Origin of the sequence: Bradyrhizobium macuxiense, assembly GCF_001542415.1 — a bacterium.
GTDB classification, from domain to species: Bacteria; Pseudomonadota; Alphaproteobacteria; order Rhizobiales; family Xanthobacteraceae; genus Bradyrhizobium; species Bradyrhizobium macuxiense.
This window is the reverse complement of sequence record NZ_LNCU01000035.1, coordinates 88,206-104,639: the sequence shown is the minus strand read 5'-3', so window position 1 is coordinate 104,639 and position 16,434 is coordinate 88,206. Positions and strand designations below refer to the sequence as shown.

Below are 16,434 nucleotides of genomic sequence, written 5' to 3'. Positions count from 1 at the left end.
ATAGCCGGCCAGATGCGCCTGGGGATGCTCGCCGGCGCGATCGCGCGAGTAATAGAACACTGCCCCCGGCGGGGCCTGCCCACCAAAAGGCTTGTCGTCGCGCACATAGACCCAAATTCGGCCGGTGTCGGTCTTGCCCTTGGCCAGGACCGGCACCGTCGTGTCATCGCCGTGCAGTCGCTCGGCGCTTAGCACATGGGCCTCGAGGCGCCGGAACAAGGGCGTGAGCGCGACTGTACAACCACCGACCTGGTCGGCGAGGGTCGACAGGCTGATCGGCACGCCTTCCTTGGCATATCGTTCGGCCTGCCGGTTCAGCGGCTGGTGCTGGCCGAACTTCTCGAACAGCACCATCGCCAACAAGCTGGGGCCGGCCCAACCGCGAGGAATGACGTGGAATGGCGCCGGGGCCTGGCTGATCTTCTCGCAATCACGGCAGCTGAACTTCTCCCGGACGTGCTGGATCACCTTCCAGGATTTCGGGATCACCTCCAGCGTTTCTGTGATGTCCTCACCGAGCTTGGACAACCTCGCTCCGCCGCAGCAGGCGCACGTCACAGGTCCCGGCACGAGCACCCGCTCGCGAGGCAGATGGTCCGGGAACGGTTGGCGCGACGGCCGCTTGCGCGTGAACGAGGCCACCTTCGTCGTCTTGGCCGCGGCCATTTCGGCAGCGAGTTCGTCCTCAGTCGCAGAAGCCTCGAGTTCCTCCAACGTCAGTTCGAGCTGATCCAGCAGCCTTGCGGTACGCTCCGAGCCAGGGCCATGACGATCACGGTTCAGCTTTTGGATCTGCAGCTTCAGGTGAGCGATCAGCGCCTGGTCGTCGGACTGCTGGGCGCGAACGCTGGCAAGTTCGGCCCGCGTGGCCAGTAACGCCCCCTGCAGCGCCTCAATGTCTTCCGGCAGATTTTCGGGACCGTCACCCATGCACCGATGGAATCACAAAAGCCGCGATTTGGCGCGGCCTTTTTGCAATCTCACGCGACTATTGCGCTGCTTACCCTGCGCTCTGCGGCCGCCAACTATGTTGGGGGTTGCGCCAGTCGATCGCCTCCAGCAAATAGCCCATCTGAGCTGCCGTCAGCGACACCACACCGTCCACCGTCGCCGGCCAGATGAAGCGGCCACGGTCCAGCCGCTTGGCGTAGAGCGACAACCCGACCCCGTCGTGCCAAAGCGCCTTGATCAGGGTGCCAGCGCGACCACGGAACACAAAGACGTCTCCGGCAAAAGGATCTCGCCCCAGGCCCTCCTGCACCAGCAACGCCAGACCCTGCATGCCTTTGCGCATGTCAGTATGACCGGTTGCGATCCAGATTCTCGCTCCTGCTGCGATCGGGATCATCGCCGCTCCAGCAGATCCAACACGCGAGACAGCGCCATCATATCAACGCCGGCGTCCACGATCACTCGATAAGCTTTGCCGGAGACAATCTCCATGCGTCCGCTCGCCGTCGCCGCTAACGCTGTCGACGGCACTGGCGGCGAGTCCGGTACCACCATCGCTGGCACAAAGCCGGGCCGAGGCACTTCATCACTACTCGCCCGTGCACCAAACGATCGACGCCAAGTCAGCAACAGCGAACGTGAGATGCCGTATCGCCGTGCCGTCGACGAGACCGCCCGCGGGCTCTGCAAACTCTCCAAAACGATCTTGAGCTTCTCATCATCGGTCCAGCGACGGCGCCGGCCAGTCTCGACAATCTCGAACCGCTCGACCTGAGCACTGCACTTATTGCTGTCCATAAGGGCTGTTACACAGCACTCGTCTTAACCTGACAAGGCGGCCGTCACCGGAGGGAGACGTTGAATGCGAACCTTTCCCGGCATTTTTCGCAAGAGTTGCCGCATAGTCTTTACGGCTGAGCCTGAGTGGCATTGAGAGGTCGAGGATGCAAAACGCCACAGTTGCTGCGCTCGCGTACGAGCTTCTGTTCGAGGTTTATCGGAAGATGGACCTCGACCGAAAGCAAGGGTGGCTCCTATCGCTACCTGATGAAAATGGCACGCTGCATGAAGCGTTCTATGTCGAAGGCTCAGGGCACTGGGAATGGCCCGCCGTAGTGCTAAAACAAATTGGTGCTCTGAAACCGCTTTACGAGCCGAACCCACCTCGTTGGACAACTCGCCTTCCCGGCCAATCGAGGATCTTTTTTAAACCCGTTATGACCTTAGACGAATGCGAGGCCGCTAACTTTCTGAGATTCGAGACCTTCGACAATTACTGCGTTGCGATGTTCTCCTTTGAGTACCTGCACGGCCATTTCGCCTACCGCGCAGGGTTAGTAAATCTCGACATTCGCTCGCATCGCTTTCTGAAATCCGTCGCGCCGCAGGACGATATTTTCGCAATGGAGGGTCCCGACTGCGTCAGATTTGACGAGGCACGTTACCAAGAAAAAGTCATGACACGCTGGAGGAACGGACTAGATGATCGCAACATACGACCTAAGAAAGGAGCTTAGTATGGAGGGGGCAATCTAGCGAAAGGTCCGCTTTTGGCCCAAAGCCGACATGCCGTGGTCACCCGGCAATGTCCGGTTCTACAGGGCAGAGCCGACATCGCGGATTTACGAGTACGCGCCCTGGTTCAATCTGACTTCAATACGCCCTATCGCGCCGTCGGCGGCCCAACCAGATTACCCGACAGGATCGCCTTGCCGGCGTCCTCATACTGCGTGTCGCGCGCCTGGATCTGCTGCGCGATCGCGTGCATGTCGCGAAAGCGCCGCTCGAACGGATTTTTTGCGAACACCGCGGTCGCGCCCGCCATGTGATAGGCGGTGTCGACCACTGCCGCCGATTGATGGATGGTCCAGGTCGAGGCGATCCGGATCGCGATGCGATGCGCCTCGGTCAGCGGATCGCCACGGGCCAGATCCTGCCAGACATCGTTCGCGGTCGCATACAGATAGGCGCGGGCGGCGCGCAGGCTCGCCTCGGTGCGGCCGATCAGGCCTTGCACGGCGTTGTTGTCGCGCATCGCCTTCAGGCCCTGCGGTGTCTTGCCGCGCGCAAGCTCGGTCGCGGCGTCCAGCATGGCGCGCGCAACGCCGAGCGCGGTGGCGGCAAAGCCCATGCTGAACACCATGTTGGTGGAGAGCTTGTAGAGCGGTCCCGGCTCGCGAAGCGCCGTGGGATCGTCGCGCAGCGCGGCGAATTTCTCTGATATGAACAAGTTCTCGACCGAATAGGAATCGGTGCCGGTGCCCCGCAGCCCGATCACGTCCCAGACGTCGTACATGGTTGCCGACGACATCGGGAACAGGATGGTGCGGATTTCGGGCGAGCCGTCCGGCTTCTTGCGTTGTGAACCGTCGGCTTCGACGACGCGGACATGGGCGCCGAGCCAGCTCGCCTGCCGCGAGCCGGAGGCAAAATCCCAGCGCGCACTGGCGCGATAGCCGCCCGGCTCGGCGCGAACCTCATGCGCGATCGCGCCCCAGGCCAGGATGCCGGGCGCGGTGTTGAAGATCTCGTTGGCGGCGTCGGGTTCGAGATAGGCCGCGGTCATGGCGCAGACGCTGCATTGACCGAGGCACCAGGCGGTCGACGCGTCGGCCCTGGCGATCTCCTCCTGCATCTGCATGAACGTCTCGAGCGTCGCCTCGATGCCGCCGAAGCGGCGCGGCAGCAGCGCGCGATAGAGTTCGTTCTCGACAAGCGCCGCGGTGACGGCCGGCGTCAGCCGCCGCGTCCGTTCGATCTCGTCGGCATCTCCCGTGATCAGCGGCGCCAATGCGCGCGCACGCTGGACGAGATCGAATCCTTGCGGCTTGCTCATGCGTGTCCTCTGCCCTCTTGTTGGGCGGGCACGCGATGGTGGCTTATCCGGCAGGGGAGGGCAAGGTGGGATGACACAGTCGCAGATCAGCCATCCGAGTCTTGCGACGGTCGGGTCCATGCGAGTGGCGTCCCGATGGGGGTAAACACGTTGCTGTGGTCGGGGCGCAACTCCAGCGGCGGCTCAAACGTCGATCGCGCGTCCAGTCAATTGAGGCCCGGTCATGCTCAAGCTCCCTCCGCCGATCTGGACGTTGATCTATCTCCTGCTTGGCGTGGCGCTGAGCTGGTGGCTCTCCTGGCCGACGCTTCCTGGCCTGCCGCTTCCGCTATCGGGGATGGCACTGGTTGTCGTCGCGTTCGTCCTGCCGGTGTGGGCCTTCGTCCTGTTCCGGCGCGAAGGCACCGAGATCGAGCCCACGTCGCCGACCAATCGCGCGCTCGTCACCAGCGGTCCCTACCGGCTGACCCGGAACCCGATGTATTGCGGTCTCGTGCTGCTTGCGCTGGGCATCGCGATATGGGTCGGGGCCGCGCCGATGTTCATCGCGCCGGTCGCGGTATTCGCGACCGCCAATTGGGTGCACATTCCCTTCGAGGAGGCCAAAATGCGCCGTCAGTTCGGCGCGGCCTATGACGACTATGCCGCCCGCGTGCGGCGCTGGATTTAAGAACGGTCGCGCGAGCGCTCCACGCGCCTGCTACCCGCAATTCCAGGCACGGCCGATCGGCGTCCAGGTCCAGCAGGGACCGAAGCTGCCGCCGTTGTAGCGGCCGCGATAGAATCCAGGACGGCCGAGATAGTGCCAATCACCGCCATACCAGTATTGCGGCGAATAGTCCGGGTAGCCCCGCGCGGCGCCGCGCGGACCGAGCGCCGGAATGGTGGGGTTGGGCGGCTGCCGGTAGCCGGGCAGGAAGCCGTAGCCATGCCAGCGGGCCGGGTGCCGTTTTTTCGATGACGCCGCCGAGCTCAGGTCCGGCTGCAGCAATGCGAGGATGACGACGAGGAGAGACAGGATGCGCAACATGATCGCAGTTTAGTCGGAGCGCGATGTGGTGGCGATTCAAATCACGGTGCGTTTTGTTGCTGAGACAAGGGTGGACATCATGCTTGCGGCGGCGCGTCGGCTATCCGCCGCCGGCTACTTTGCATGGGGTTGTTTTCGAGATTTTCGGTTGGGGCGAGACTGGCAGTCCGCGACGGTGCCTCAGCTGTCCACCTTGAGCGCGGCGATGAAGGCTTCCTGCGGGATGTCGACCTTGCCGAACTGCCGCATCTTCTTTTTGCCTTCCTTCTGCTTCTCCAGAAGCTTGCGCTTGCGCGTGATGTCGCCGCCGTAGCACTTCGCGGTGACGTCCTTGCGCAGCGCGCGGACGGTTTCGCGCGCGATCACCTTGCCGCCGATCGCCGCCTGGATCGGGATCTGGAACATGTGCGGCGGGATCAGCTCCTTCATCTTCTCGACCATGGCGCGGCCGCGCCCCTCCGCGCGGGTGCGATGCACCAGCATCGACAGCGCGTCGACCGGCTCGGCGTTGACGAGGATCTGCATCTTCACGAGATCGGCCGGCTTGTAGTCGGTCAGATGATAGTCGAACGAAGCGTAACCCTTGGAGACCGACTTGAGGCGGTCGTAGAAGTCGAACACGACCTCATTGAGCGGCAGATCGTACTTCACCATCGCGCGGGAGCCGACATAAGTGAGCTCCTTCTGCGAGCCGCGGCGGTCCTGGCACAGCTTGAGCACGCTGCCGAGATATTCGTCGGGGGTGAGGATGGTGGCCTCGATCCAGGGCTCCTGGATCTCCGCGATCTTGACCACGTCGGGCATGTCGACGGGGTTGTGGATCTCGAGCTCGGTGCCGTCGGTCAGCTTCATCTTGTAGATGACGCTCGGCGCGGTCGCGATCAGGTTGAGATCGAATTCGCGCGACAGCCGCTCCTGGATAATCTCCAGATGCAAGAGGCCGAGGAAGCCGCATCGGAAGCCGAAGCCGAGCGCGGCCGAGGTTTCCATCTCGTAGGAGAAGCTGGCGTCGTTCAGCCTGAGCTTGCCCATCGCGGCGCGCAGCGTCTCGAAGTCGTTGGCGTCGACCGGGAACAGGCCGCAGAACACGACCGGAATCGCCGGCTTGAAGCCGGGCAGCATCTCGCTGATCGGCTTCTTGTCGTCGGTGATGGTGTCGCCGACGCGGGTGTCGGCGACTTCCTTGATCGCCGCGGTGATGAAGCCGATCTCGCCGGGGCCAAGCTCCTCGACCTGTTCCATCTTCGGAGTGAAGAAGCCGACGCGCTCGATGTCGTAGGCGGCGCCGGTGCCCATCATGCGGATGCGGCTACCCTTCTTCATCACGCCGTCGACGATGCGGATCAGCACGACCACGCCGAGATAGACGTCGTACCAGCTGTCGACCAGCAGCGCCTTCAAGGTCGCGTCGCGGTCGCCCTTCGGTGGCGGCAGGCGGGTGACGATCGCCTCCAGCACGTCGGGCACGCCGAGGCCGGTCTTGGCCGAGATCATCACGGCGTCGGACGCGTCGATGCCGATCACGTCCTCGATCTGCTGCTTCACCTTCTCGGGTTCGGCGGCCGGCAGGTCGACCTTGTTGAGGACCGGCACGATCTCGTGGTTGTTGTCGAGTGCCTGGTAGACGTTGGCGAGCGTCTGCGCCTCGACGCCCTGGCTGGCGTCGACCACGAGCAGGGAGCCCTCGCAGGCCGCCAGCGACCGCGAGACCTCGTAGGCGAAGTCGACATGGCCGGGTGTGTCCATCAGGTTGAAGACGTAATCCTTGCCGTCCTTGGCGCGGTAGTTGAGGCGCACGGTCTGCGCCTTGATGGTGATGCCGCGCTCGCGCTCGATGTCCATGGAATCGAGCACCTGCTCCTTGCCCGCCATCTCACGATCCGACAGCCCGCCCGTCATCTGGATCAGGCGGTCGGCCAAGGTCGATTTGCCATGGTCGATATGGGCGACGATGGAGAAGTTGCGGATGTTGGAAATCGGGGCAGTTGTCATGGGGCGCGGGATAGCATCCGCACCCCCGAGCGGCAACCATATTGCGGTATTTTGCAAGCATATGACGGCGAATCACGGGGCGGCGCGGTGATCGATTCCGGGGTGCCGCCGGCGACCGATGGCCCAGCCGGACTATGCCGAGATCGACGCACGCGGTCCTCCGCGGCGAGTGGTCCCTTTCCGACCGCGGGAGATCGCCGCCATCTTCATTGCGGATTCCATCCGGGGCAGCAGGCGGCATCGCCGGGACACCGCGTACTTCGACAGCGGTCTGGAAGTTCCGGGCATTGAATTCGAAGGCGCTCGGCCTACGTTCACGCCAAGCTGATTTCGTCGGTGGCGAAAACGCGCTAAAGCCCGATAACATCCGAATGAGATATCACCGCGCTCGAGCGTCCTGTTTGGGCATGATCTTGTCGGAAACCCGCCTCACACCTTTCCGGATCATGCCTTAGGCACTGACCATGCCCACTGTCTCCTACCTCCCCGCCGCACAGCGCAAGAATCGCCGGCTGACAATCCGCCGATTGGCCGCATGGCTGGTCTCGCGCGCCACCGATCCCAAGACCGGCCTGTGGCTCGTCATCACCTTCGCACTGGTCCACGCGGTGCTGTGGACGGAGATCCTCATCAAGCTCAAGGCCGCGCAGGACGTCCACATGGACGTCGCGGAGGCCTATGCCTGGGGCCAGCGCTTCCTGCTCGGCTACGGCAAGCACCCGCCGCTGTCGGGATGGATTGCCGGGGTCTGGTTCAAGTTCTTCCCGGTCGCCAATTGGGCGACCTACGCGCTCGCGATGGCGACCGTCAGCTTTGCGATGGTCGTCTGCTGGCTGATCGCGTTGCGTGTCGTCGACCGCCGCCGCGCGTTCTTTTCGGTGGTGATGCTCGCGCTGTACCCGATCTTCAATTTCAAGGGGTTCAAGTACAACGCCGATCTGGCGCAGCTCGTGCCGTTGCCGCTGCTGGTGCTGGCTTATCTGAACGCGTTCGAGAAGCGCAGCGTCAAATCCGGCCTGTTGCTCGGCTTCGCCGCAGCGCTGGCGCTGATGACCAAATATTGGGTGATGACCATGATCGGCGCGATCGGCCTTGCCGCGCTGATTCACCCGCAGCGGCTGGCGTTCCTGCGCTCGCCGGCGCCGTGGGTCGCGATCGGCACGATGGTCGTTCTGATGATCCCGCATGTGGTCTGGCTGGAGGAGGTCGACTTCCTGCCCTTCACCTACGCCGGCGACGTCTACTCGTTGTCGGACCGCACGCTGAACGTCGAGCTCGTGATCGGCTATATCGGGCATAATCTCGGGCTGCTCGCCGCTCCGGTGCTGCTCGGCCTGCTGGCACTGTCGCTGAGCTCGCTGTCGTGGCGGCCGGCGCGGATCTGGTCGGACCGGCCGAACCCGGAGGTCAATTCCGGGCAGGCGCTCAACGTCTGGCTCATCCAGTTCATCGTCGCGATCGGGCCGCCGCTCGGCGCGCTCCCGTTCACGATCTACATCAAGACCGATTGGGGCATCCCGCTGTTCTTCCTGGTGCCGCTGGCGCTGGTCGCGATCCCCCGCGTACGGATCCCGCGCATGGCGCTGTTCACCATCACCGCGATCTGGCTCGTGATCACGGTCGCCATGCTGCTCGCTGCACCGAGCATCGCGACGCAGGAGATGGCCTCCAACCACAACACCGCCTCGACCTATGCCGCACGCTCGGAGCTTGCGCGCGAATTGACGCAGACCTGGCAGGACAAATTCCATTCGCGCTGGGCCGTCGTCGCGGCCCATTCCGACATCAGCGAGCCTATGACGTTCTACAGTCCGGATCATCCGGCTGCGATCACGCCCGGTGAAGTGTCGTCCGGGCTGACCTCGCTCGACGAAGCCAAGCGTTACGGTTTCATCGGCATCTGCGACAAGACCGACCCGGAGTTGCTGAAGTCGTGCGAGGCGTGGATGGCCGAGCACGCCAGGGATGCCGAGCCACTGGTGATGACCACGCAGCGCTTCTTCAGCGGCCATCCCGGCCCATCGACGGTGTGGAAGATCTATCTGGTGCCGCCGGCGAAGTAGCGTCGTCTTACCTCGCCGCGCTTGCGGGGAGAGGTCGGATCGCTTTGCGTCGCTCAGTCGCTCTAGGCGCCTTCTTCGTTGAACTTGCTGGCGACGAGCTCGGCGATGGCGTCGAGTGCGGCTTCCGCTTCGGGGCCTTTCGCCGAGACCAGCACTGTGGTGCCGGGCCCGGCGGCGAGCATCATCAGGCCCATGATCGAGGTGCCGCCGACGGTCTCGCTGCCGCGCGTGACCCAGACGTCGGCGTTGAAGCGCTCGACCGTCTGCACGAATTTGGCCGAGGCCCGCGCATGCAGGCCGCGTTTGTTGACGATCAGGAGTTCGCGGGAAATGGCGCCCGCCGGCACGCTCGGGCCGACTTCGTTTGCGCCCGAGCTCTCGTCGCTCATTTGCCGGCGAGAACGCGGCTGGCGATGGTGACGTATTTGCGGCCGGCTTCCTGGGCCATCGCGATCGCATCGGGCAACGAGCGCTCCTCGCGAACCTTGGCAAGCTTGACCAGCATGGGAAGATTGATGCCTGCGAGCACTTCCACCTTCGGGCGGCTCATGCAGGAGATCGCAAGGTTCGACGGCGTGCCGCCGAACATGTCGGTGAGAATCGCAACGCCGTCGCCGCTATCGACGCGGTTCACCGCCTCGATGATGTCGCTTCGACAGAGATCGGAATCGTCCTCGGCTCCGATCGTAATTGCTTCAATTTGTTTCTGCGGACCCATCACGTGTTCGAGCGCCGCCCTGAACTCGTCGGCAAGGCGCCCATGGGTCACCAGCACTAGACCAATCATTGGAAACTCCTCGCGGGCGCTCTTTGGTGCACCGCACGAACGCGCCACTTTGACCATCCAGAGGCCCTGCGCAAGAGGGCATCTTGGCTAGTCTCCCTGTTCCTGGCGGTAGAGAGGGGAGGCTGCGCCGACCAAATCGGACGCGATAGTGGATGTGATATGGTTACCAATTCCCTTCGCACAATCTGCCGCAAGATTACGGGAGAATGAACTTTCAGTTGTCGTCAGCGCGGCGACAACCAGTGGCAGGGGTTGGAAGCTGACGGAGACCGGGATTCTCGGTAGTAAAACACCGTTTAGGCGAGTTGAGAGGGCTTCCGGTGACGGCAGCCGCTCCGCATCATCCGCGGCAAGGTCGACCACAAGCCCCACCACGGCCTCCGCCGCGAAGTTGCAGCGGCGGATTCCAAGGCCCCGGATCTCGATCAGGCCGGCCAGTTCCCGGGCCGGGCGGACCCACAATTGTTGGCCGGCTGTGTCGAGATGGACACGGTCATCACCCACCAAAACGGCTGGCGGAACCTGTCCGGAGCGGCCGGCGAGAATCAAGTCGAACGCCAGACGGGACTTGCCGGCGCCCGACGGTCCGCGGATCAGCACGGCACGCTCGCCGACCAGGACGGCGGATGCATGCACGCTTGAATTGTCGCTCATAGTGCCGGCAGCCTGACCACGAAACGCGCGCCGGCGATCGTGGGCGTGCCGTCCTCGTCTGCGGGCCCCGCGCGGTTCTCCGCCCAGATCCGCCCGCCATGCGCTTCGATGATCTGCTTGGAGATCGAGAGCCCAAGGCCTGAATTCTGGCCAAAGCCCTGGTGCGGCCGGTCAGTGTAGAAGCGCTCGAAGATGCGCTCCAGCGCATCCTGGCCGATGCCGGGTCCATCGTCGTCGACGACGATCTCGACCTCGCTGCGGACGCGCCGGCAGGCGATGCGCACCTTGCTGCCGGGTTGGGAGAACGATTGCGCATTCGAGAGCAGGTTGGAGATCACCTGGCCAAGCCGCGAATCATGGCCCGGCACCGAGAGCGTGTCGGTCGGTCCGCGGCCCTCGAAGCGGGCTTCGACGGCGACGTCATGGCCGAGCCGCGTCTCGTTGGCGACGCCGGTCAGCGTCGTCAGCAGCCGGCGCAGGTCGACCGGCGCCATGTCCTGCCGCTGCAGTTCGGCATCGAGCCGGCTGGCGTCCGAGATATCTGAGATCAGGCGATCGAGCCGCCTGACGTCGTGCTCGATCACGGCGAGCAGTCGCGCGCGGCTGTTGTCGTTGCGCGCCAGCGGCAGCGTCTCGACCGCCGATCGCAGCGAGGTCAGCGGATTCTTCAGTTCGTGCGCGACGTCGGCGGCGAACATCTCGATCGCCTCGATGCGGCTGTAGAGCGCGTTGGTCATGTCGCGCAGCGCGCCGGAGAGGTGACCGATCTCGTCGCGGCGCCCGGTGAAGTCGGGAATCTCGACGCGGGTCTGGATCCGGTGGCGGACGCGCTCGGCACCGTCGGCGAGCCGCCGCACCGGCCCTGCGATCGTGCTCGCCAGCAGCAGCGACAGCATGATCATCACCGCGGAGGCGACGCCGCCGACCTTGAGGATGGCGAGGCGTTCGGACATCACCATCTGGTCGATGTCGTCGCCTTGCGTGGTCAGCATCAGTGCGCCGCGCACGGCGCGGAAATGCTGCACGGGCACCGCGACCGACACCACGACGGCACCGCGCTCGGTGACGCGGACCATGCTGCTGTTCAGCCCTTCGAGCGACTGCGCGACTTCGCGATAGCCCTTGCCGCCTTCGGGCCCGAGCTCGCGGTAGATCGGCAGGTCGCCGCGGTTGAACCAGGTCTTGATCGAGATCTTGGCTCTCTCATACAGCGATGGCTTCTCCGACGGCGGCGGCAGCTCCATGCGCAGCACGTCGCCGCGCGCGAACAGGTTGCGGCTGTCGAGGATCAGTCCGCCGTCGCGGTCGAAGATGCGGGCGCGCGTCTTGGTCGGCGCGATCAGGCGGCGCAGGATCGGCGCGACGCGCTCGGGATTGATCGGGAAGTCAGCCGATTCATCCGGCTGGCCGAAGCTCTCGCCGGGTTTCAGATCGAGCAGCCGATCGGGATCGATGGTGACGGTATTGCCTTCGACGGTCGCCGATGCGGCGATCGCCTCCGAGATGATCTCGGCATAGACCATGAGGCTCTGCGTGCGCGCCTCGATCAGGCCGGCGCGGAACTGCGAGAGATAGAGGATGCTGGCGACCAGCGCGACGAGGCCGGCGAGGTTGAGCGAGACGATGCGGCGCGTCAGGCTCGAGAATGACAGCGCGAAGAAAAACTGACCGGCACGGCGCAGCCAGCCGAGCGGGCGCCGCCAGCCTTTGTCCTGCGCCACGTCGTCAGCTACTGCGTCCTGTTCGAGGAGCTGTGAGGCGTCCTCAGTGTTCAGGCCCTGCTCGGGCTGCGTTCGATCAAGCACTGGCAAAGCTGCCGGTTGGTTTGGATGTCGTCCCGCGAAGCACACAATCGCCCGCGCGACTTTAACCCAGCCGCGCGGGCTCTGTCAGTTAACAAACGCTCCGAAAGCGCAGATCAGGCTTCCTTGAAGCGATAGCCGACGCCATAGAGCGTCTCGATCATTTCGAAGTCGTCGTCGACCACCTTGAACTTTTTGCGCAGCCGCTTGATGTGGCTGTCGATGGTGCGGTCGTCGACATACACCTGGTCATCATAGGCGGCGTCCATCAGCGCGTTGCGGCTCTTGACCACGCCGGGGCGGGTGGCCAACGCCTGCAGGATCAGGAATTCGGTCACCGTCAGCGTCACCGGCTCGTTCTTCCACGTGCAGGTGTGGCGCTCCGGGTCCATCCGCAGCAGGCCGCGGTCGAGCGCGCGGGCGTCCGGCTCCTTCGGCGGGGCGGTCGGATCCTTGGGCTGGCCGCGGCGGAGCACGGCCTTGACGCGTTCCACCAGCAGACGCTGGGAAAATGGCTTGCGGATGAAATCGTCGGCGCCCATTTTCAGGCCGAACAATTCGTCGATCTCCTCATCCTTGGAGGTGAGGAAAATCACCGGCAGGTCGGACTTCTGGCGCAGCCGTCGCAGCGTTTCCATGCCGTCCATGCGCGGCATCTTGATGTCGAGGATCGCAAGATCGGGCGGTGACGTGCGAAATCCGTCCAGCGCCGACGCACCGTCCGTGTAGGTCATGATGCGATAGCCTTCGGCTTCGAGCGCGATCGAGACGGAAGTGAGAATGTTGCGGTCGTCATCGACCAAGGCGATTGTGGGCATGTGCTGCTTTCACAATGAGAGTGGCTTAAGCGGCGGGCATTCCAGCGACGCGCCGTACAATAGGGCTTCGAACGCGGTCAACGAGCAATGCAAGCTGGGCTGAAGTGTGACCGAGTTCCGCAAAAACGCTTCTGCGACCCATCCATGGTATCCCCATATAGCACCCTGAGATCATGAGGAAAGGCTCTTTTTCGGTAAGAAATTGGCCGGTTCCGCAATAAAATAACCCGGTAGACCCATGCAACCGACCTCCGATTTCAACGCCGCTCGCCTCGCCCGCTCGCTGCTTCGACGCAGCCGGCAGGGGGCGCTCGCCACACTGATGGCCGGAAGCGGCGACCCTTATTGCTCGCTGGTCAATCTCGCGGCCCATCCCGACGGCTCGCCGATCCTGCTGATCTCGCGCCTGGCGCTGCACACGAAGAACATCCTGGCCGACGGCAGGGTCTCGCTGATGGTGGATGAACGCGTCGAGGGTGATCCGCTGGAGGGGGCGCGGATCATGCTGGCCGGGCGGGCAGAGGAGGCGGCCGAAGCCGAAACCGAACTCTTGCGCCGCCGCTATCTTAGTGCCCATCCCTCCGCAGAAGCCTTTGTAGAATTTAAGGATTTTTCGTTCTTCCTGATCCGGCCCACCGGTGCGCATCTGGTGGCGGGATTTGGCCGGATCGTGGACCTCAAGCCGGAGCAGTTCCTGACCGACCTCGGCGGGGCTGCGGCCCTGCTGGAGGCTGAGGCGGGCGCGGTAGCGCATATGAACGACGATCACCGTGAGGCCATGAATCTCTACGCCACGCGCCTGCTCGGTGCGGACAGCGCGGATTGGATCTGCACCGGCTGCGACCCCGACGGCATGGACATGCAGGCGGATCGCAAGACGCTGCGGCTCGATTTTCCGGAGCGGGTCACGACCGGTACGGAGCTGCGCAAGATGCTGGTTCGTCTCGCCGACGAGGCCCGCGCGAAATCATGATCTGAAAATATCCGTCGGTGGTCCTCGCACCGGCGCCGACGCTCATCGCAATGCAGCGAGGCATGATGTCGCATCGCCTTGCCGATCACGTGTGCCTCGAGCACGCAGTCTGTCTTCGCCTCGCAGCTCTCATGCACCGAGTTGACAGCGCTATCATTTGCGCAAGCAGAAGTGGCGGCATCGCGATGTCGCTGTGCCGAATGAACTCGTTCGCAACACGGCAGACATGGTTGCGGTAGCACGACTGCGCGATCCTTCGCATACGAAATAAAGCATATGACATGGCATGTGAGTGTGCACCGCCATCGCCACGCGACACGCACTGCATCGCCACCACGCACGGCGTGAACGTTGTTTCGGAACCTTCGCCGTCGTCAGGCATTTCAATCACTGTGCCGTAACTCGACAAACGTCGCGCTGCTCAACGCTGATTGGGTGATGCTATCCGCGTGCAACACGAGAGTGGACGACATCGCCTGCGCCGCAGCGCTGAATCAGGCTGTGCCGGCTTGTCTCAACGATGCATCGACGCCGTGGAATGCATACCCGCCATTCCTACGACTTTCTGCTCCGATCGACTTAGCTGTGTGCTGTTCGCTGGCACCATTTGTGCATCGCAACTCCCTGATTTCAGGGAAAGCAGCGATGGAATGTCGCGTGATTCCTTTGAAAACAAAGCGAAAGCGAAAGCGAAGCGAAACGCTCCCGCACTGCGGCAATTGGGTCCGATGATGTGCCTGCCTTGGAATAAACCAAAACCCAGTCGACTAGCTTGGCAAGCCCGGCGATCCCCACTATTAGGTCGCCGGACCGAGGCCGGAAGGCTATATTCAACAGGCGGTCACCGCGGCAGAGCGCGTTTCGCGACATTCGCGCAAACAAGGATACGCGGGTTCGAGGAGGTTCTTCGTGCAAGAGACGGGCGTGCATAACGGTGCCTTCGGCGCCGACAAATTCGGCTTAAAAAATCTCAAGGGCGTTCATTGGAACTACGGCGCGCCCCAGCTCTACGAGCATGCATTGCGTAACAACGAAGCAGTGCTCTCGGCCGACGGCGCGCTTTGCGCGGACACCGGCGTGTTCACCGGGCGCAGCCCGAAGGACAAGTTCACGGTTCGCGACGGCCTTACCGACAAGAGCATGTGGTGGGCCGGCAACCAGTCGATCACCTCAGAGCAGTTCGCTGCGCTCTATGCCGACTTCCTCAAGCATGCCGAAGGCATGACGCTGTTCGCGCAGGATCTCTACGGCGGCGCCGATCCGAAGCATCGCATCAAGACCCGCGTCTTCACCGAGCTCGCCTGGCACTCGCTGTTCATCCGCACGCTCCTGATCCGCCCCGAGGCGTCGGAGCTTGCGAGCTTCGTTCCCGAACTCACCATCATCGACCTGCCGAGCTTCCGCGCCGATCCGAAACGTCATGGCGTGCGCTCGGAGAACGTCGTCGCGATCGACTTCGCCCGCAAGATCGTCCTGATCGGCGGCTCGCAATATGCCGGCGAAATGAAGAAGAGCGTGTTCACCACGCTAAACTATTACCTGCCCGAGAAGGGCGTGATGCCGATGCATTGCTCGGCCAATGTCGGCCCCGACGGCGATAGCGCGATCTTCTTCGGCCTCTCCGGCACTGGCAAGACCACGCTCTCGGCCGATCCGAAGCGCACGCTGATCGGCGATGACGAGCATGGCTGGAGCGAGGATGGCGTCTTCAATTTCGAAGGCGGCTGCTACGCCAAGTGCATCAAGCTGTCAGGCGAAGCCGAGCCGGAAATCTACGCGGCCAGCAAGCGCTTCGGTGCGGTGCTCGAGAACGTCGTGCTCGGCGAGCGCGATCGCGTGCCCGATTTCGACGACGGCTCGAAGACCGAGAACACCCGCTCGGCCTATCCGCTCGACTTTATCCCGAATGCCTCGCGCACCGGCTGCGCGCCGCACCCGAAGAATGTGGTGATGCTGGCCGCCGACGCCTTCGGCGTGATGCCGCCGATCGCCAAGCTGACGCCGGCGCAGGCGATGTATCACTTCCTGTCCGGTTACACCGCGAAGGTCGCCGGCACCGAGCGTGGTCTCGGCAACGAGCCGCAGCCGGAATTCTCGACCTGCTTCGGTTCGCCATTCCTGCCGCGCGATCCGTCGGTGTACGGCAACATGCTGCGCGAGCTGATCGCCAAGCACAATGTCGATTGCTGGCTGGTCAACACCGGCTGGACCGGCGGCAAGTACGGCACCGGCCGCCGTATGCCGATCAAGGTGACGCGCGCGCTGCTCACGGCCGCGTTGAACGGCTCGCTGCGCAATGCCGATTTCCGCACCGACAGGTATTTCGGCTTCGCGGTGCCGACCTCGCTGCCAGGCGTCGAGCCGCACATCCTCGATCCGATCAAGACCTGGGCCGACAAGGCCGAGTTCGACAAGACCGCGCGCGCGCTGGTCGGCATGTTCCAGAAGAATTTCGCCAAGTTCGAGAGCCAGGTCGACGCCGAAGTCCGCGCCGCCGCGCCGGAAGTGAAGCTGGCGGCGGAGTAGTT

General features: G+C 63.6%; 16 protein-coding genes. 5 read left to right on the top strand and 11 right to left on the bottom strand.

The window, feature by feature from the left end:
* The 3 genes from tnpC to tnpA form a co-directional block, all read right to left on the bottom strand.
* On the bottom strand, window positions 1–930 hold a 930-nt coding region (tnpC, locus tag AS156_RS09580), incomplete at its 3' end, for an IS66 family transposase (protein ID WP_136626056.1).
* Window positions 931–1,000: 70 nt separating this feature from the next.
* Window positions 1,001–1,348 (bottom strand): IS66 family insertion sequence element accessory protein TnpB, encoded by a 348-nt coding sequence (tnpB, locus tag AS156_RS09575; RefSeq protein WP_038388978.1) that lies wholly within the window; start codon window positions 1,346–1,348, stop codon window positions 1,001–1,003.
* Window positions 1,345–1,749, bottom strand: a complete 405-nt coding sequence (gene tnpA / locus AS156_RS09570; RefSeq protein ID WP_066501573.1) for an IS66-like element accessory protein TnpA — start codon at window positions 1,747–1,749, stop codon at window positions 1,345–1,347. Before tnpA ends, tnpB begins: the two co-directional genes overlap by 4 nt.
* A gap of 146 nt (window positions 1,750–1,895) precedes the next feature.
* On the opposite strand from tnpA, the gene AS156_RS09565 reads away from it, so the two are divergent.
* Window positions 1,896–2,468, top strand: coding sequence for a hypothetical protein (locus AS156_RS09565; protein WP_066503144.1), 573 nt, complete (start codon window positions 1,896–1,898; stop codon window positions 2,466–2,468).
* 146 nt (window positions 2,469–2,614) lie between these two features.
* Here AS156_RS09565 and AS156_RS09560 read toward each other — a convergent pair whose 3' ends face one another.
* Window positions 2,615–3,787: an acyl-CoA dehydrogenase family protein gene (locus AS156_RS09560; RefSeq protein WP_066503141.1), complete on the bottom strand. Its 1,173-nt coding sequence runs from the start codon at window positions 3,785–3,787 to the stop codon at window positions 2,615–2,617.
* A 223-nt stretch (window positions 3,788–4,010) separates the two neighbouring features.
* Here AS156_RS09560 and AS156_RS09555 point away from each other — a divergent pair, with 223 nt between their 5' ends.
* Window positions 4,011–4,457: a methyltransferase family protein gene (locus AS156_RS09555; RefSeq protein WP_066503138.1), complete on the top strand. Its 447-nt coding sequence runs from the start codon at window positions 4,011–4,013 to the stop codon at window positions 4,455–4,457.
* Between the two features lie 30 nt (window positions 4,458–4,487).
* Here AS156_RS09555 and AS156_RS09550 read toward each other — a convergent pair whose 3' ends face one another.
* Both AS156_RS09550 and lepA read right to left on the bottom strand, forming a co-directional pair.
* Window positions 4,488–4,817, bottom strand: a complete 330-nt coding sequence (locus tag AS156_RS09550; protein WP_066503135.1) for a hypothetical protein — start codon at window positions 4,815–4,817, stop codon at window positions 4,488–4,490.
* 180 nt (window positions 4,818–4,997) lie between these two features.
* Window positions 4,998–6,809: a translation elongation factor 4 gene (gene lepA / locus AS156_RS09545; protein WP_066503132.1), complete on the bottom strand. Its 1,812-nt coding sequence runs from the start codon at window positions 6,807–6,809 to the stop codon at window positions 4,998–5,000.
* A 464-nt stretch (window positions 6,810–7,273) separates the two neighbouring features.
* Here lepA and AS156_RS09535 point away from each other — a divergent pair, with 464 nt between their 5' ends.
* Window positions 7,274–8,872: a glycosyltransferase family 39 protein gene (locus AS156_RS09535; protein WP_066503127.1), complete on the top strand. Its 1,599-nt coding sequence runs from the start codon at window positions 7,274–7,276 to the stop codon at window positions 8,870–8,872.
* A 62-nt stretch (window positions 8,873–8,934) separates the two neighbouring features.
* Here the strand turns inward: AS156_RS09535 and AS156_RS09530 are convergent, their stop codons facing one another.
* The 5 genes from AS156_RS09530 to AS156_RS09510 all read right to left on the bottom strand — a co-directional run bounded on the left by AS156_RS09530 (window position 8,935) and on the right by AS156_RS09510 (window position 12,933).
* Window positions 8,935–9,261 (bottom strand): HPr family phosphocarrier protein, encoded by a 327-nt coding sequence (locus AS156_RS09530; protein ID WP_066503125.1) that lies wholly within the window; start codon window positions 9,259–9,261, stop codon window positions 8,935–8,937.
* On the bottom strand, window positions 9,258–9,659 hold the full coding sequence (locus AS156_RS09525; protein ID WP_021076632.1) for a PTS sugar transporter subunit IIA: 402 nt from the start codon (window positions 9,657–9,659) through the stop codon (window positions 9,258–9,260). Before AS156_RS09525 ends, AS156_RS09530 begins: the two co-directional genes overlap by 4 nt.
* An 87-nt stretch (window positions 9,660–9,746) precedes the next feature.
* Complete coding sequence (locus AS156_RS09520) at window positions 9,747–10,313, bottom strand: HPr kinase/phosphorylase (protein WP_066503122.1); 567 nt, start codon at window positions 10,311–10,313, stop codon at window positions 9,747–9,749.
* On the bottom strand, window positions 10,310–12,118 hold the full coding sequence (locus AS156_RS09515) for a sensor histidine kinase (protein ID WP_066503120.1): 1,809 nt from the start codon (window positions 12,116–12,118) through the stop codon (window positions 10,310–10,312). The genes AS156_RS09520 and AS156_RS09515 overlap by 4 nt, the downstream gene beginning before the upstream one ends.
* A 113-nt stretch (window positions 12,119–12,231) precedes the next feature.
* Window positions 12,232–12,933 (bottom strand): response regulator transcription factor, encoded by a 702-nt coding sequence (locus AS156_RS09510; protein WP_066503115.1) that lies wholly within the window; start codon window positions 12,931–12,933, stop codon window positions 12,232–12,234.
* Between the two features lie 238 nt (window positions 12,934–13,171).
* On the opposite strand from AS156_RS09510, the gene AS156_RS09505 reads away from it, so the two are divergent.
* Both AS156_RS09505 and AS156_RS09500 read left to right on the top strand, forming a co-directional pair.
* The gene (locus tag AS156_RS09505; protein WP_066503114.1) at window positions 13,172–13,906 is read left to right on the top strand and encodes a HugZ family pyridoxamine 5'-phosphate oxidase; all 735 of its coding nucleotides are present in this window, start codon (window positions 13,172–13,174) and stop codon (window positions 13,904–13,906) included.
* 909 nt (window positions 13,907–14,815) lie between these two features.
* Complete coding sequence (locus AS156_RS09500) at window positions 14,816–16,432, top strand: phosphoenolpyruvate carboxykinase (protein WP_066503110.1); 1,617 nt, start codon at window positions 14,816–14,818, stop codon at window positions 16,430–16,432.
* Window positions 16,433–16,434: the final 2 nt, after the last annotated feature.

Coding starts and splice junctions, on each gene's coding strand:
- tnpB (WP_038388978.1), bottom strand. CDS start 1,348: ATGATCCCGATCGCAGCAGGAGCGAGAATCTGGATCGCAACCGGTCAT.
- tnpA (WP_066501573.1), bottom strand. CDS start 1,749: ATGGACAGCAATAAGTGCAGTGCTCAGGTCGAGCGGTTCGAGATTGTC.
- AS156_RS09565 (WP_066503144.1), top strand. CDS start 1,896: ATGCAAAACGCCACAGTTGCTGCGCTCGCGTACGAGCTTCTGTTCGAG.
- AS156_RS09560 (WP_066503141.1), bottom strand. CDS start 3,787: ATGAGCAAGCCGCAAGGATTCGATCTCGTCCAGCGTGCGCGCGCATTG.
- AS156_RS09555 (WP_066503138.1), top strand. CDS start 4,011: ATGCTCAAGCTCCCTCCGCCGATCTGGACGTTGATCTATCTCCTGCTT.
- AS156_RS09550 (WP_066503135.1), bottom strand. CDS start 4,817: ATGTTGCGCATCCTGTCTCTCCTCGTCGTCATCCTCGCATTGCTGCAG.
- lepA (WP_066503132.1), bottom strand. CDS start 6,809: ATGACAACTGCCCCGATTTCCAACATCCGCAACTTCTCCATCGTCGCC.
- AS156_RS09535 (WP_066503127.1), top strand. CDS start 7,274: ATGCCCACTGTCTCCTACCTCCCCGCCGCACAGCGCAAGAATCGCCGG.
- AS156_RS09530 (WP_066503125.1), bottom strand. CDS start 9,261: ATGAGCGACGAGAGCTCGGGCGCAAACGAAGTCGGCCCGAGCGTGCCG.
- AS156_RS09525 (WP_021076632.1), bottom strand. CDS start 9,659: ATGATTGGTCTAGTGCTGGTGACCCATGGGCGCCTTGCCGACGAGTTC.
- AS156_RS09520 (WP_066503122.1), bottom strand. CDS start 10,313: ATGAGCGACAATTCAAGCGTGCATGCATCCGCCGTCCTGGTCGGCGAG.
- AS156_RS09510 (WP_066503115.1), bottom strand. CDS start 12,933: ATGCCCACAATCGCCTTGGTCGATGACGACCGCAACATTCTCACTTCC.
- AS156_RS09505 (WP_066503114.1), top strand. CDS start 13,172: ATGCAACCGACCTCCGATTTCAACGCCGCTCGCCTCGCCCGCTCGCTG.